The 15,053-nt window shown below is 67.7% G+C and carries 14 protein-coding genes; 7 read left to right on the top strand and 7 right to left on the bottom strand.

Annotated features, from left to right (window positions below; genetic code table 11):
• Nucleotides 1-11 precede the first annotated feature (11 nt).
• The 4 genes from rsmB to JN531_RS08095 all read left to right on the top strand — a co-directional run bounded on the left by rsmB (nucleotide 12) and on the right by JN531_RS08095 (nucleotide 3,952).
• A complete protein-coding gene (rsmB, locus tag JN531_RS08110) occupies nucleotides 12-1,316 on the top strand; it encodes a 16S rRNA (cytosine(967)-C(5))-methyltransferase RsmB (RefSeq protein ID WP_228348363.1) in 1,305 nt (434 codons plus the stop codon).
• 68 nt (nucleotides 1,317-1,384) lie between these two features.
• The gene (locus JN531_RS08105) at nucleotides 1,385-1,972 is read left to right on the top strand and encodes a hypothetical protein (RefSeq protein WP_228348362.1); all 588 of its coding nucleotides are present in this window, start codon (nucleotides 1,385-1,387) and stop codon (nucleotides 1,970-1,972) included.
• A gap of 160 nt (nucleotides 1,973-2,132) precedes the next feature.
• Complete coding sequence (locus tag JN531_RS08100) at nucleotides 2,133-3,272, top strand: glycosyltransferase family protein (RefSeq protein ID WP_228348361.1); 1,140 nt, start codon at nucleotides 2,133-2,135, stop codon at nucleotides 3,270-3,272.
• A 47-nt stretch (nucleotides 3,273-3,319) separates the two neighbouring features.
• Entirely contained in the window at nucleotides 3,320-3,952 is a 633-nt protein-coding gene (locus tag JN531_RS08095) for a lysoplasmalogenase family protein (protein ID WP_228348360.1), read from the top strand.
• Between the two features lie 27 nt (nucleotides 3,953-3,979).
• Here JN531_RS08095 and JN531_RS08090 read toward each other — a convergent pair whose 3' ends face one another.
• Nucleotides 3,980-4,390, bottom strand: a complete 411-nt coding sequence (locus tag JN531_RS08090; protein ID WP_239795359.1) for an HNH endonuclease — start codon at nucleotides 4,388-4,390, stop codon at nucleotides 3,980-3,982.
• A 131-nt stretch (nucleotides 4,391-4,521) separates the two neighbouring features.
• On the opposite strand from JN531_RS08090, the gene JN531_RS08085 reads away from it, so the two are divergent.
• Together JN531_RS08085 and JN531_RS08080 are read left to right on the top strand one after the other, a co-directional pair.
• A complete protein-coding gene (locus JN531_RS08085) occupies nucleotides 4,522-4,878 on the top strand; it encodes a helix-turn-helix transcriptional regulator (protein ID WP_228348358.1) in 357 nt (118 codons plus the stop codon).
• Nucleotides 4,879-4,954: 76 nt separating this feature from the next.
• The gene (locus tag JN531_RS08080; RefSeq protein WP_228348357.1) at nucleotides 4,955-7,018 is read left to right on the top strand and encodes a M13 family metallopeptidase; all 2,064 of its coding nucleotides are present in this window, start codon (nucleotides 4,955-4,957) and stop codon (nucleotides 7,016-7,018) included.
• Between the two features lie 13 nt (nucleotides 7,019-7,031).
• On the opposite strand, the gene JN531_RS08075 is transcribed toward JN531_RS08080, so the two are convergent.
• The 4 genes from JN531_RS08075 to aceE are packed head-to-tail and all read right to left on the bottom strand — an operon-like array spanning nucleotide 7,032 to nucleotide 12,120.
• The gene (locus JN531_RS08075) at nucleotides 7,032-7,385 is read right to left on the bottom strand and encodes an MGMT family protein (protein ID WP_228348356.1); all 354 of its coding nucleotides are present in this window, start codon (nucleotides 7,383-7,385) and stop codon (nucleotides 7,032-7,034) included.
• A gap of 45 nt (nucleotides 7,386-7,430) precedes the next feature.
• Nucleotides 7,431-7,748: a hypothetical protein gene (locus JN531_RS08070; RefSeq protein ID WP_228348355.1), complete on the bottom strand. Its 318-nt coding sequence runs from the start codon at nucleotides 7,746-7,748 to the stop codon at nucleotides 7,431-7,433.
• 31 nt (nucleotides 7,749-7,779) lie between these two features.
• Nucleotides 7,780-9,435, bottom strand: coding sequence for a dihydrolipoyllysine-residue acetyltransferase (gene aceF, locus JN531_RS08065; RefSeq protein ID WP_228348354.1), 1,656 nt, complete (start codon nucleotides 9,433-9,435; stop codon nucleotides 7,780-7,782).
• Nucleotides 9,436-9,438: 3 nt separating this feature from the next.
• Nucleotides 9,439-12,120 carry a pyruvate dehydrogenase (acetyl-transferring), homodimeric type gene (gene aceE / locus JN531_RS08060; protein WP_228348353.1) on the bottom strand — a complete coding sequence of 894 codons (2,682 nt, stop codon included), beginning with the start codon at nucleotides 12,118-12,120 and terminating at the stop codon, nucleotides 9,439-9,441.
• 108 nt (nucleotides 12,121-12,228) lie between these two features.
• On the opposite strand from aceE, the gene JN531_RS08055 reads away from it, so the two are divergent.
• Entirely contained in the window at nucleotides 12,229-13,119 is an 891-nt protein-coding gene (locus tag JN531_RS08055; RefSeq protein ID WP_228348352.1) for a LysR family transcriptional regulator, read from the top strand.
• A gap of 9 nt (nucleotides 13,120-13,128) precedes the next feature.
• Here the strand turns inward: JN531_RS08055 and JN531_RS08050 are convergent, their stop codons facing one another.
• Together JN531_RS08050 and mnmE are read right to left on the bottom strand one after the other, a co-directional pair.
• On the bottom strand, nucleotides 13,129-13,653 hold the full coding sequence (locus JN531_RS08050) for an NUDIX domain-containing protein (protein ID WP_228348351.1): 525 nt from the start codon (nucleotides 13,651-13,653) through the stop codon (nucleotides 13,129-13,131).
• A gap of 40 nt (nucleotides 13,654-13,693) precedes the next feature.
• Nucleotides 13,694-15,043 carry a tRNA uridine-5-carboxymethylaminomethyl(34) synthesis GTPase MnmE gene (gene mnmE / locus JN531_RS08045; protein WP_228348350.1) on the bottom strand — a complete coding sequence of 450 codons (1,350 nt, stop codon included), beginning with the start codon at nucleotides 15,041-15,043 and terminating at the stop codon, nucleotides 13,694-13,696.
• Between the last annotated feature and the right edge of the window lie 10 nt (nucleotides 15,044-15,053).

The following is a 15,053-nucleotide window of genomic DNA, read 5'->3' as shown; positions in this document are numbered from 1 at the left end:
CGGACCCTGCCATGACTTCCAGCGTCTCCCCCGCCCTGCAGCGCGCCACGGCCGCCCGCGCCGTCGCCGCCGTGCGCCGGGGCCGCAGCCTCGACGATGCGCTCCCCGCGAGCGCGGACAGCCTGTCGCGTGCGCTGACCTATGGCGTACTGCGGCAACTCACGCGGCTTGATGCCCTGCTCGACAGCCTCACCGAACGGCCGCTGAAGAAGGGCAGTGACCTGCAGGCGCTGGTGCTCTGCGGCCTGCATCAGCTGCTGGACATGGCGGTGGCCGACCACGCCGCGCTCAACGAGACCGTCAACGCCTGCGAGCTGATCGAACAGCCCCGCGCCCGCGGCCTGGTCAACGCCCTGCTGCGGCGGGTACAGCGCGAACGCGAACCGCTGCTGGCGGCACTACCGAATGACCCGCTGGTGCGCTGGTCGTATCCCCACTGGCTACTCACCGCCATCCAGCAGGACTGGGGGAAACGGGCAGACGCCGTGCTCGCCGCCGGCAACCTGCAGGCGCCGATGACGCTGCGGGTCAACCGTCGTCATGGTGATGTCGACCGCTATCGGGCCCGGCTGGCCGCCGCCGGCCATGAGACGGCGCCGGTGCCGGGCGCGCCCGATGCCCTGCGGCTGCTGCAGGCGGTGCCGGTCGATCAGTTGCCCGGCTTTGCCGAGGGCGAGGTGTCGGTCCAGGATGCCAGCGCCCAGCGCGTCGTGACCCTGCTCGACCTGCAGGACGGTCAGCGGGTCCTGGATGCCTGCGCCGCCCCCGGCGGCAAGACCGCCCATGTGCTGGAGCACGCGGACGTCCACCTGACCGCGGTCGACAGCGACCCGACGCGGCTGGGCCGCATGCGCCAGGGGCTGACACGGCTCGGGCTTGAGGCGCACCTGGCGCTGGCCGATGCCGCCGATGTCAAACGGTGGTGGGACGGCGAACCCTTCGACCGCATCCTGATCGACGCCCCCTGCTCCGGCACTGGCGTGATCCGCCGCCACCCCGACATCAAATGGCTGCGGCGTGCCACCGACCTGCCGCCGCTGGCGCTGACCCAGCGGCGCCTGCTCGACCGGTTATGGCCCCTGCTGAAACCGGATGGGGTGCTGGTCTATGCCACCTGCTCGGTGCTGCGGGCCGAAGGCGACGAGGTGGTGCGTGCCTTTCTCGACCGCACCCCGGACGCCCGGCCATCGTCCATCCCCATCGACATCGGCCTGGCCGAACGCTGCGGCCTGCGGATTCCACCCGGGGGCGACCATGACGGCTTCTACTACGCCCGCCTGGTGAAGCGGCCGGCGAAAGCGGCAATCGGGCTGTAACTGTCGTAGGCTAGGCTTCGACGCACTGTAATGGTGCGTCGCACCACCACAACACGGAGAGGGATGACATGAAAAAAGTGATGGCGATTGCGGCCTTGGCCGCGCTGCCGATGGCGGCCAACGCCGAACTGCTGGCGTCGGTCGAGGGGTTTGGTTCGTTCACCACGTTTGAGTCGGGCGGCATGGAAGAAGACAGCGACGGCTTCGGCCTGCGCGGTCGCATCAACCTGCCCGGCACCGGCTTCTTTGCCCGCGCCGAGTACCTCGATGAGGAGACCGACTCGGGGTTCGACTACACCGAGACCCACATCGGCGGCGGCATGAGCGCTGACCTGACCCCGATTCTGGAGTTCACCGGGGAACTTCGTTACATCGACGGTGACTTTGGCGGAGTCGATATCGACGGCTATGGCGCCTACGTGGGCCTGGAGGCCGGTCTGCCGCTGGTCAGCCTGTACGGTCGCGGCGGTCTCGGATGGTTGGAATCCGACGTCGGGAACGTCGACGTGGACGCCACCGACATCACCCTCGGCGCCCGTATCGGCATCGGCATCATCGGCATCTTCGCCGAGTACCGAATGCTGACGCTGGAGCCCGACGGTGGCGCTGACCTCGACATCGACGGCTATCGTCTCGGCGCCCGCGTCGCGTTCTGATCCCGTCTCTGCGGCTGAAAAAGGGAGGCTTCGGCCTCCCTTTTTCGTGGGCTCCGCTTGCATGCTGCGGTCCGGACACTGTCATCAAACTGACACCTGTCTGTCACAGCGCTGTGACCCCGCCGCCCTACCCTGCAGCCGTCCAAACAGGAGCGATCACATGCGGATTGCCTACGGCGTGATGGGGTACGGGCGTGGCCATGCCATGCGCACCATGAGCGTGTTGCCGGCGCTGATGGCCGAACATGACGTCACCGTCTTTGCTGGCGGCGACGCCTATGACGTGTTGGCACCGCTGTTTCCGACGGTGCGCATTCCCACCATCGGCTATCGCTACAACCAGAAGGGCGGCCACTCGCTGCCGCGCACGGTGCGCGAAAACTTCGCACCGATGGCCGACCTGCTGTTCGGCGGCCACGGCATGGAACAGGTGGAACGCGAGTTCCGCAGCCGTGACATCGAGCTGGTGATCACCGATTCCGAAGCCTGGACCCACCGCATTGCGCAGCGCTTGAAACTGCCGCGCATCAGCTTCGATCATGTCGGCATCATTGCCTACTGCAAACCGCACTTCCCGCCCGACCTGTGGCTGACCGGCATGCGCGACGCGGTCGGCTACCGCCGCCTGATGGGAATCCCCGAGCGCATCCTCATCGCCAGCTTCTACCCGGCCGAGGGCGCCTATCCCGGCGTCAAGGTGGTGGGCCCGATGCTGCGTGACGAGGTCAAGGCGCTGAAGCCGCGCGACGGCGACTACCTGCTCTGCTATTTCAATAAGGGCGAACACCAGTACCGCCCGCATGTCGACCGCGCACTGCGGCTGCTCGACTGCCCGGTGGTGATCTACGGCACGCCACACCGCGGCAAGGTCGACAACCTCGACTTCCGCGCCCCCAGCAACGAATGGTTCGTACGCGATCTGGCGCAGTGCAAGGCGGTGTTGTCGACCGCCGGCAACCAGTTGATCGGCGAGGCCATCCACTTCGGAAAGCCGATCCTGGCGGTGCCGGAGGAGGCCTTCGAACAGCGCCTCAACGCGCACATGATCGAACGCATGGGGGTGGGCATGCGCGCCGATCTCAACCGGCTGACGCCGTCAGACATCGACCGTTTCATGGGCCACCACGACTGGTATTGCTCGAACATGTCGCAGCATGCCGGCGATGGCCGCGCCGAGGCCATTGCCACCCTGCGGCGCTTCATCGCCGAGCTGGCACCGACATCGTCGCCGCGTCGCGTGACGAACCGCGCGGCAGCACCGCGTCGCAGCGTCGGTCTCAAGCGCCCCGCCACCGCCTGACCGCGGCGGGGGGCGCGCCCACCACGGCCGGCGGTACACTCCGGCCCATGAATCCGCTCTACTTCTGTGGGCCCATCGCCCTGCTGGCGACCGCCGCCATCCTCTGCGACCGCGACGGCCGTCGTCATCGCGCCTTCTACCTGCTCAAGCCGCTGACGACGATCGTCATCATCGGCCTGGCGCTGAGCCTGCCCGCTGCCGCCGCCTCACCCTGGCTGCTGGCCGGGCTCGGGCTGTGCCTGCTGGGCGATATTGCCCTGCTCGGTGACAGTGACCGCGCCTTCATCGCCGGGCTGTCCAGCTTCCTGCTCGGCCACCTGCTGCTGATCCCGGCACTGCTGCTGCCGCTCGAGGGCGTGGCCTGGCCCCCGCTCAGCGGTCTGGTCGCCGTGCCCGCCCTGTTCATGCTCAGCCGGCTGCTGCCGCATGCCGGCGTGCTGAAACTGCCGGTGATCGCCTACAGCGTCGCCCTCACCGCGCTGGCCATCGCCGGCCTCACCCGCGGCGCCTATCTCGGCGGCAGCGCCGGGCTGCTGGCCGGCGCGGGCGGCCTCTTGTTCGCGCTGTCGGACGGCGTGCTCGGCTGGCGCCGCTTCCGCGCGCCGTTCCCCGGGTCGCAGGCCATCGTGCTGTCCACTTACTGGGCAGCGCTGACAATTTTGGTGATCTCGTTCGCCTGATCCGGGCAGACTCCGGCCGGATCCGCATCATTGGTCCTTGCGGACACCCGGCCGCGATGGCCGAACGCTGCCGGTCACCGGGGTATCCGACAATGGCGCCAGCTGCTGCCATCGCAAGGGCTTGCCCTCGGGGCCGATGAATTGTCGGGTGGCAAGGTCGCAGAAATGCGCCATCTCCGAAAACATTCGGCTCCACTCACGCGCCACGCCATTGGGCGGCACCCAGGGCGCGGGCAGCACCGGCACCGCCCCCTTTCGCTGGTTGCAGTCGAGGCAGCAGAGCACCAGATTATCGATGTGGTTGGGGCCCCCGAGCGCCTGCGGAATCAGGTGATCAATGCTGCGGTTTGCCTTGTTGAGCACACAGCCGCAGTAATAACAGTTCTTGTGGCGCCGCATCAGCCTCGCCAGCTTGCGACAGCGCTGCGCGCCGTTCATGTTGGTTCCTGATCCCATCTGGCACCTCCTGGTCCCGGGCACGTCGATTGCCGCAGTTTCGACTAAAGAAACTTTTAGTGTCAACGTAAAGGAAACGACAAGCATGCGATGCGCGGTCACACTCCTGCCCCATGAAACTCTTGGGTCGTCGCCTGCGATCGCTTCGTCTGTCCCGCGACTGGTCGCAGGAGCAGCTGGGCATGGAGCTGCAGGTGTCGAAGGCCACGATCAGCAAGTGGGAGGGCGGCCACAGCACGCCAGATCTGCAGATGCTGATCCGGATCAAGCAGCTGTTTGCCGACCCCGGCTTCAGCCTGGACGCGCTCGCCGGTGACCTCGTGGACAACGCGGTCGCAGAGCCCGGGGGACATTACGCCGACGACCATCCACGATGGGCACGGACCCCGCAGGAGCAGGCCGTGCTGATCGCCTTCCGCAATCTCGGCCGGCTGCGCCAACGGGCGCTGCTACAACTGCTCGCTGACTAGACCGGGAATTTCGCCGCCTCGGCGTGGTCCATCCGGTATCTTCAACCCTATTTCTGAATTGCCGAGAGGATGCCGGATGAGACGTCTGTGGCCATTGGCTGCCTGTGTCGTATTGGTGACGGGCTGCACCACTTCCCCCGAGAGACCTGCCGCCGGGGCCGCCGCCGCAGAGGCGCCAGTCGCGCCCCTGACATCGGGCGTGCTGCACAGTCACTTTGATCGTTCGGTTGAGCCGCCTGACGACTTCTACCGTCACGTCAATGGCGGCTGGCTGTCGCGCAACGAAATTCCGGCCGACAAGTCCAACTACGGCGTCTTCACCCAGCTCGCCGATCAGGCGGAACGGGATCTGCGGGCGATCATCGAAGACCTGGCGGCCCAGACCGACGTCGACGGCGAGGCCCAACAGATCGGCGCGCTCTACCGCAGCTTCATGGATGCACAACGGGCCGCGGAACAGGGCCTGGCACCGCTGTCCGGCTGGCTGGCGGAGATCGACGACCTGGAGGATCGCAGCACGCTGCCGGCGCTGTTGGCGCGACTCGAACGCATCGGGGTGCGCCAACCGTTCGCCGCCTTCATCGGCCAGGATGCCAAGGACGCCCGTCAGTACACCGTCTACTACCACCAGTTCGACCAACTCGGCCTGCCTGATCGCAGCTATTACCTCGAAGACAATCCGCGCTTCGTTGCCGCCCGTGGCGCCTACGTCGACTATCTGGCCGCCCTGCTGGAGGCCGCCGGCGACAAGGCCACGGCGGCCCGCCGCGAAGCCGAGGCGATCCTCAAAATGGAAACCGCGGTGGCGGCCGCACACTGGACCCGAGTCGACGCCCGCGACGATGAAAAGACCTACCACCCGGTCGCGGTGGGCGCGCTCAACACCCTGACCCCGGGCTTCGACCTCACCACCTTCGTCCGCGATACCGGCGTCACCGTCGACACCGTTATCGTCATGCAACCGGAGGCGATCACCGCCATGGCGGAGGCGCTGACGACGATGCCGCTGCCGCAGCTCAAGGCGCTGCTCAAGGCACGCTTGCTTGGCAGTTTCGCGCCCTACCTGGGGCCCACCTTCGAGGCCATCGACTTCGCCTACAGCGGCAAGGCGCTGCGCGGCATCGACGAGCAACGGGCGCGCTGGAAGCGCGGCGTGGCGCTGGTGGAAGGCGCACTCGGCGAGGCGGTGGGCAAGCGTTATGTGGCGGCCCATTTCCCCCCCGAAGCCAAGGCGCGTATGCAGGCGCTGGTGGATCACCTGATCGACGCCTACCGCGACAGTATCCAGTCGCTGGACTGGATGGGCGATGCCACCAAGCAGCGGGCGCTGGACAAGATGGGCAAGTTCACCCCCAAGATCGGCTACCCGTCGAAGTGGAAGGACTACTCGGCACTGGTGGTGCGCGAGGATGATCTGGTGGGCAACGTGATGCGCAGCAACGCGCTGGAACATGCCCGCCAACTGGCCAAGCTGGGCAAGCCGGTGGACCGTGAGGAATGGTTCATGACGCCGCAGACCGTCAACGCCTACTACAACCCCAGCCTCAACGAGATCGTGTTCCCCGCCGCCATCCTGCAACCGCCGTTCTTCGACCTGAAGGCCGAGGACGCGGTGAACTTCGGTGCCATCGGCGCGGTGATCGGCCACGAGATCGGCCACGGCTTCGATGACCAGGGCAGCAAGTACGACGGCGACGGCAACCTCAAGAGCTGGTGGACCGACGCCGACCGCGCCGCCTTCGAGACTCGCACCGCGCAGCTCATCGAGCAGTACAACGGCTATTGCCCGCTGCCGGAACACTGCGTCAACGGCGCGTTGTCGATTGGCGAGAACATTGGTGATCTGGGAGGCGTTTCCATCGCGCTCAAGGCCTATCACGCCTCACTGGACGGCAGGCCTTCGCCGGAGATCGACGGCTACACCGGCACCCAGCGCTTCTTCATCGGCTGGGCCCAGGTGTGGGCACGCCAGCACCGCGAAGAGGACATGATCAACCGCCTCAAGACCGGCCCGCATGCCCCCAGCGAATACCGCACCAACGGCGTGGTGCGCAACATCCCGGACTGGTATGAGGCCTTTGACGTGCAGCCGGACGATGCCCTGTGGCTGCCGCCCGAGCAGCGGGTGCGGATCTGGTGAGGCTGCGGCGCGCCTAGTCGATCAACGGCAGCTCACTGCGCGGACGCCACCGCCGCGCGGCGATGTCCAGCCGGTCGTTGTGGAAACGATGGCCTTCGGTGACCAGCCTGCTGCGCTGTTCGGCATGCGCCGGGCTGGACTTGGGCAGGCCGAGGGCGCCGTCATTGCGCAGCACGCGATGCCAGCCTTCGGCGGCTTCCAGGGTTTCCGCCAACACCTTGCCGACCCAGCGCGCCCGCCCCGGCAGGCCGGCCTCGAATGCCACCTGGCCGTAGCTGGCGACGCAGCCGGCGGGAATCCGCGCCACCACCGCCAGCACCTGACGCCGGGCCTGCTCGCGGTCTGGCAGGTCCGCCGCCGACTTCATCCCATCAACAAGGCGCCGCTGCACCACGTCGCGAGCGAAGGCGGGCTAACTGAAACGGCCGCCAATGATCCGCCCCTCCTCATCCAGCTCGGCGAAATAGCGGCTGCGATCGAGCCGCAGTTCCTTGGTGGCGATGTCGCCCGGCAGCACCAGGGTGATGCCGGGATACTCGGCGCGAAACCGCCCCGGTGTCGGATGGGTGGCGATGAACGCCTCGAAGGCCTCGACATCGGTCACCCGGGCGCGCACGTCGAGCGCGGGCACGACCTTGGGTGGAGGTTCCGGCACGGGTTTGGGCATGCAGGCGGTTCCGGTTCCGAGCGTGGTGGCAACGACGGCCAGCGGGGCGATCAGCCAGCGCATGGGCAAACTCCAGACAATCGATGCCGGGAGCTTAAAGCATCATGCGCCGCACGTCGGTCAGCAGCTCGCCCAGGCGCACGATGAAACGCGCCGCCGCCGCCCCATCGATGACCCGGTGATCGTAGGACAGCGACAGCGGCACCATCAGCCGCGGCTGGAACGCCAGACCATCCCACACCGGCTTCATCACTGCCCGTGACACGCCGAGGATGGCGACCTCCGGTGCGTTGACGATGGGCGTGAAGTAACCGCCACCGATGCCGCCGAGGCTGGAGATGGAAAAACATCCGCCGCGCATGTCGTCCGGCTTCAGCTTGCCGTCGCGGGCGGTCTTCGCCAGCGTCGCGCATTCGGTGGCGATGTCGGTCAGCGACTTCTGCCAGACATCGCGCACCACCGGCACCACCAGACCGTTGGGCGTATCTGCGGCAAAGCCGATGTGGCAGTAGCGCTTGAGGATCAGCGAGGCGCCGTCCGGTGACAGCGAACTGTTGAACTCGGGATAGGTCTGCATCACCCCGCCGACCGCTTTCATCAGGAACGCCAGCAGAGTCAGCTTGACCCCGCTCTCGGCCGAGGCCTGTTTTCGGAAGGCCTCCAGCTCGGTGATGTCGGCATCGTCGTGCTGGGTGACATGCGGCACGTTGAGCCAGGACCGGGACAGATGCGCCGCCGACAACTTGCGGATACGCGCCAGGTCGCGGGTTTCGATCTCGCCGAACTGGCTGAAATCCTGCGCCGGGATCGGCGGAATGCCGGACCCGCCGCCGGCAGACGCCGCGGCCACCGGCGATGCCAGCCGCTGCTTGACGAAGCCCTGCACGTCTTCCACCAGAATCCGCCCGCGCGGCCCGCTGCCGGAGACCTGCGACAAGTCGACGCCAAGCTGGCGGGCAAACTTGCGCGTCGCCGGGCCGGCGTAGAAGGCGCGCTGGTCCTGCGAGGGCGCGGTCGGCGCTGTAGCGGGCGACGGAGAGGGCGCCGGTGCCGGCGCGTCGGCAGTCGTCGCGGCAGTGTCTGCCGGTACCGGGGCTGGCGCCGGGGCCGCCGCTGGCGCGGCATCGTCGGTCCCGGTCAGCGTGCAGACCTCATGACCTTCACCCACCTGGTCGCCGACCTTCACTTTCAGCCCCGACACCGTACCGGCTGCCGGGCTCGGGACTTCCATCGTCGCCTTGTCGGATTCCAGCACCAGCAGCGGCTGGTCCTTCTCGACAACATCGCCGTCAGTCACCAGCACTTCAATCACCGGCACGGCGTCGAAGTCGCCGATGTTGGGCACCGTCACCGTGCGCGCGGACGTTGACGTTGACCTCGACGATGGTGATGGTGATGGTGATGGTGATGGCGATGGGGCTGGCGCAGCTGATGGTGAGGGCGCGGGCGCGCTGGCCGGTTCCGGCTCGGGTTCCGCCGCCACCGTCTCGGCTGCAGGCGCCGCGTCGGCGGCAAGTTCGAGCTGACACACCACGCTGCCCTCGCCGACCTTCTCGTCCACCTTCACCTGCAAACCGCTGACGGTACCGGCCGCCGGGCTCGGCACTTCCATGGTCGCCTTGTCGGACTCCAGCACCAGCAGCGGCTGATCCTTCTTTACAACATCGCCATCGGCCACCAGCACCTCGATCACCGGCACGGCGTCGAAATCGCCGATGTTGGGAACCTTCACCTCCATCGTCTTGGCCATGGCCTACACCTTCCAGGGCGCGATGCGCTCTGCCTTGAGTCCGTAGATGCGCGCCGCCTGGCGCACCCGTTCCATCGGTACCGCGCCCTGCTCGGCCAGGGCGTAGAGGCTCTTCACCACGATCCAGCGGCGGTCCACCTCGAAGAAATCACGCAGCGCGGGGCGGTTGTCGGAGCGGCCGAAGCCATCGGTGCCGAGCACGTGATAGGGCATGGGCACCCAGGCGCGGATCTGGTCCGGGTGGGCGCGGACCCAGTCGCTGCTGGCGATGGCCGGGCCCATCATGCCCTTGAGGCAGTCGGTGAGGTAGGCGGTGCGTGGCGTCTCGGTGGGGTGCAGCAGGTTCCAGCGTTCCACCTCGCGGGCCTCGCGGGCCACTTCGGAAAAACTCGGCACGCTCCAGAGATCACAGGTAACGCCCCACTCTTCCGCCAGCAGGTCGGCAGCGGCAATCACCTCGCGCAGCAGCGCACCGGAGCCCAACAGTTGCACGTGCAGTTGCGGCTTGGCGGCTTCGGCCGAGCGCAGCAGGTACATGCCGCGGACGATGCCGTCCTCGACGCCGGGCGGCATCTCCGGGTGGGCGTAGTTTTCGTTGTAGAGGCCGAGGTAGTAGTACTCGTCGACACCGTCGGCATACATTCGCTTGAGGCCGTGCTGCACGATCACCGCCAGCTCGTAGGCAAAGGCGGGGTCGTAGGCGCGGCAGTTGGGCACGTGTGCGGCCATCACCATGCTGTGGCCGTCCTCGTGCTGCAGGCCCTCACCGTTGAGCGTGGTGCGGCCGGCGGTGGCGCCCAGCAGGAAACCGCGTGAGCGCATGTCGCCGGCGGCCCAGCAGAGGTCCATCACCCGCTGGAACCCGAACATGGAATAGAAGATGTAGAACGGCAGCAGCGGCACGCCGTGGTTGGCGTAGCTGGTGGCGGCGGCAATCCAGCTCGACAGCGCACCGGCCTCGGTGATGCCCTCCTCCAGGATCTGCCCCTTCACGTCTTCCTTGTAGTACGCGAGCTGGTCGGCATCCTGCGGCTCGTACTTCTGCCCCACCACCGAATAGATGCCTAGCGAGCGGAACATGCCTTCCATGCCGAAGGTGCGGGCCTCGTCGGGCACGATGGGCACCACCCGCGGGCCCACCTGCTTGTCGCGCAGCAGCAACTGCAACAGCTGCACGAAGGCCATGGTGGTGCTGATCTCGCGTTCGCCCGTGCTGGCCAGCAGCCGCTCGAAGGTGGACAGCGCCGGAATCGGCAGCGGCTCGGCGCGCACCCGCCGCGCCGGCAGCGGCCCGCCCAGCGCCTCGCGGCGCGCCTTGAGATAGCGCAGTTCTTCGGAATCCTCCGCCGGGCGATAGAACGGCGTGTCCTTGATCTGCGCATCGCTGATGGGGATCTTGAAACGGTCACGGAAGGCCTTGAGCGCTTCCTCGCCCATCTTCTTCTGCTGGTGGGTGATGTTCTGGCCCTCGCCGGCCTCGCCCATGCCATAGCCCTTCACCGTCTTGGCGAGAATCACCGTCGGCGTGCCGGTGTGCGCCACCGCGCTGGCATAGGCGGCATACACCTTGTGCGGGTCATGGCCGCCGCGCTGCAGGGCGGCGATCTCGTCGTCGCTCATGTGAGCGACCAGGCGCGCGGTTTCGGGGTACTTGCCGAAGAACTTCTCGCGGGTGTAGGCGCCGCCCTTGGCCTTGAAGTTCTGGTATTCGCCGTCCACCGTCTCGTTCATCAGCTGCAGCAGCTTGCCGCTGGTGTCCTGCGCCAGCAGCGCGTCCCAGCCGCTGCCCCAGACCACCTTGATGACATTCCAGCCGGCGCCGCGGAAGCTGCCTTCCAGCTCCTGGATGATCTTGCCGTTGCCGCGCACCGGGCCATCGAGCCGCTGCAGGTTGCAGTTGACCACGAAGATCAGGTTGTCGAGCTTTTCGCGGGCGGCAATGTCGATGGCGCCCAGGCTTTCCGGCTCGTCCATCTCGCCGTCACCACAGAAACACCAGACCTTGCGCTGGTCGTTCTTGGCCATCTCACGGTTGGCGAGGTACTTCATCAGCCGCGCTTGGTAGATCGCCATGATCGGCCCCAGGCCCATGCTGACGGTGGCGAACTGCCAGAAATCCGGCATCAGCCAGGGGTGCGGGTAGCTCGGCAGGCCGGGTTCCAGCGCCTCCATGCGGAAGCGCAGCAACTGCGCCTCGGTGAGCCGTCCCTCGAGGAAGGCACGGGCATAGATACCGGGGGTCACATGGCCCTGGATGTAGACCAGATCCTGTCCGTCCGGGTGATCCGCGCCTTTCCAGAAGTGGTTGAAGCCGACGTCGTAGAGCGTGGCCGACGACGCGAAGCTGGCAATGTGACCACCGATGCCGGCATGTTCGCGGTTGGCCGCCACCACCATGGCGGTGGCATTCCAGCGGGTGAGACTGCGGATCCGCCATTCCACCGCATGGTCACCCGGCGACTTCGCCTCCAGGTGGGCGGGGATGGTGTTGACGTAGGGCGTGTTGGGCGAAAACGGGATGAAGGCGCCCGACCCGCGCGCCTTCTCGATCAGCGTTTCCAGCAGCGCGTGCGCGGCTTCGGGGCCCTGGGTGCGCAGCACGTCGCCGAGCGCATCCAGCCATTCGCGGGTTTCAACGGGGTCCAGCCCTGCGGGCACCTGAACCGGGGGAACCGAGGCCGTCATCGACCTTCTCCTCAAGTGGATCTGAATAGTGCGACCACTCTAGGCCCGAAAAATGCTATACGTCCAATATATTAAAAGTAGTTATTTGATACTAATAAGGTCTTGATCATGGAGTTGCGCCACCTCCGCTACTTCGTCGCCGTTGCCGAGGCCGAGCATTTCACCCGTGCCGCCGAGGCCCTGGGCATGGCGCAGCCGCCGCTGTCGCAACAGATCCGCGCGCTGGAGACCGAGCTGGGGGTGGACCTGTTCCACCGCCTGCCCCGCGGGGTGCGGCTCACCGACGCCGGCCACAGCCTGCTGGAAGATGCCCGCCGCCTGCTGCAGGAAGCCGAGCGCGCCGTCGAACGCACCCGCCGGGTCGCCCGCGGCGAACGCGGCCGGTTGCGGGTGGGGATGATCAACTCGGCGCCGTTTCACCCGCTGATTCCCGGCGTGATCCGCGAGTTCCGCCGCCTCAACCCGCAACTGGCGTTGACCCTGGATGAAGGCCCGACACCCGACCTCGCCGCCGCCGTGCGGGAGGAACGCATGGACATCGCCTTCGTCCGCCCGCTACTGGGCGATACCCGCGGCCTGACGGTGGAAACCCTGCTGGACGAACCCATGGTGGTGGCCCTGCCCGCCGCCCACCCGCTGACCAAGCGCGTACGGGTGCCGCTGCTGGCGCTGTCGATCGAACCCTTCGTGCTGTTCCCCCGCACCGTCGGCGCCGGGCTCTACGACGCCATCATCCGCAGTTGCCTGGAGGCCGGCTTCAGCCCGCGGGTGGTGCAGGAAACCTCGCAGGTCACCTCCATCGTCAATCTGGTGGCCGCCGGCCTCGGCGTCTCCATCGTGCCCGGCTCGATGCAACAGGTGCACACCGACGGCGTGGTCTACCGGCCGATCCGCGCCCCCGCCCCCAGCGCACGGCTGAGCGTGGTCTACCGCGCTGCCACGCCCACGCCGCAACTGGAACGGTTTATCGACCTGACACGCGAACGGGCGCGAGCCTAGGCACGCGGGCTAGCGCCGGACGGGCAGCGCGATCTCCTGCGGATCAAACCCCTTGCCGCGCAGCCAGTCGCGCAACGCGTAGCCGGTGCCGGCCGGCCAGTACTGCACCTGGTCAAAGGCCACATGCTTCCAGTCCGCCAGTTCCTCATTGAGCGTCACCGTGCCGGTGGCCGGTACGTGATAGGCAATGATCAACTGGTTCATCCGCGCAAAGTCATAGAGCCCGACAAAGCTTGCGCCCTGCGGCGTCAGCCCCAGCTCCTCCTGCACCTCGCGCTGCACGCCTTCCTCCGGCGATTCCCCGCGCTCCAGAAAGCCGGTGATCAAGGCATAGAAATTGGTCGGCCACGCCACATTGCGCGCCAGAATCACCTGCCCCTCATGCTCCACAATCGCCGCCACCACCGGCACCGGGTTGTCCCAAAGGATGAAGCCGCAGGCCGCATCCGGACAGGCCAGCCGGTCCCGCTCACCGTGGAAGGCGTGGGTGAGGGGCTGGGTGCATTGGGGGCAGAAGCGGAAGGGGCGGGACATGAGGTTGCAGGCGGCAAACGAGCATGGACTCTACCCTGCCCTACTTGCCGATGCAGAACCCCGCAAAGATCCGCCCCAGTAAATCCTCAGTGCTGAACTGCCCCGTGATCTCACTGAGGGAGGCGTGGGCGAGGCGCAGTTCTTCGGCGGCGAGTTCGGGGAGGGCGCCGTTGGCGAGGCGGGCCTGGGCGGCGTCGATGTGGCCCTGTGTGCGGCGCAGGGCGTCGAGGTGACGGGTGCGGGCGGTAAAGGGGGGTTCGTCGTCGGCGGCGAGGCCGGCATGGCGGTGCAGGGCGGCGATGAGCGTGTCGATGCCGGCGCCGGTGGTGGCGGACAGGGCCAGACGGCGCGGCGTGGCGGCGTCATCCCAGCCGGGGGCGGTGCCACTGAGGTCGCACTTGTTGGCCAGCACCCAGCAGGCAAGGCCGTCGGGCATGCGGGCCAGCAGGGCCTGATCGTCGGCGCTGAGGCCGTGGCGGCCGTCCACCAGAAACAGGGCGAGGTCGGCCTCGGTGACGGCGGCCCAGGCGCGGCGGATGCCTTCACGTTCCACCACGTCGTCGCTGTCGCGCAGGCCGGCAGTGTCGATCAAGGTCAGTGGCAGGCCATCCAGCAGCAGATGCTCGCGCAGCACGTCGCGGGTGGTGCCGGCGATGTCGGTGACGATGGCGGCGTCGTGGCCGGCGAGGCGGTTGAGCAGGGTGGACTTGCCGACGTTGGGGGCGCCGGTGAGCACCACCCGCAGGCCGCTCTGCAGACGCCGGCCGCGCTCGGCGTCACGCAGCAGCGCGGCCAGACCCTGATGCAGGGTGGCGAGTCGTTCGGCGAGGCCGGCATCGGCCAGCCAATCGACGTCTTCGTCGGAGAAGTCCAGTGCGCCTTCAATGAACACGCGGGCGTCGATCAACTGTTCCGACAGCACCGCCACCCGCTGCGACAGCGCGCCCTCCAGCGACCGCAGCGCGGCGCGGGCAGCGCGGGCGGAACCGGCGTCGACCAGATCGGCGATGGCCTCGGCCTGGGCGAGATCAAGCCGGCCGTTGAGGAAGGCGCGCTCGGAGAATTCACCGGGGCGGGCCACCCGTGCACCGTGGTGGCAGGCCGCCTGCAGCAGGGCATCCAGCACCGCCACACCGCCGTGGCCCTGCAGCTCGACCACGTCTTCCCCGGTGAACGAGGCGGGGCCGGGGAAGACCAGCACCAGCCCCTGGTCCAGCGCTTCGCCGTGGGCATCGCGGAAGCGACGCAGGGCAGCCGTGCGCGGAGCGGGCAGCGGGCCGCTGAGGGCTTCGGCGATACGCGCAGCCTCGGGGCCCGACAGCCGCAGGATGCCGACCGCCCCCCGCCCCGGCGCGGTGGCGACGGCGGCGATGGTGTCGGTCGGCGTCATCCCGTCACCG

The sequence above is a fragment of the Flagellatimonas centrodinii genome, assembly GCF_016918765.2.
Classification (GTDB): Bacteria; Pseudomonadota; Gammaproteobacteria; order Nevskiales; family Nevskiaceae; genus Polycyclovorans; species Polycyclovorans centrodinii.
Note: the sequence above shows the minus strand (reverse complement) of the source record. Positions and strands in the feature narration are given on the sequence as shown.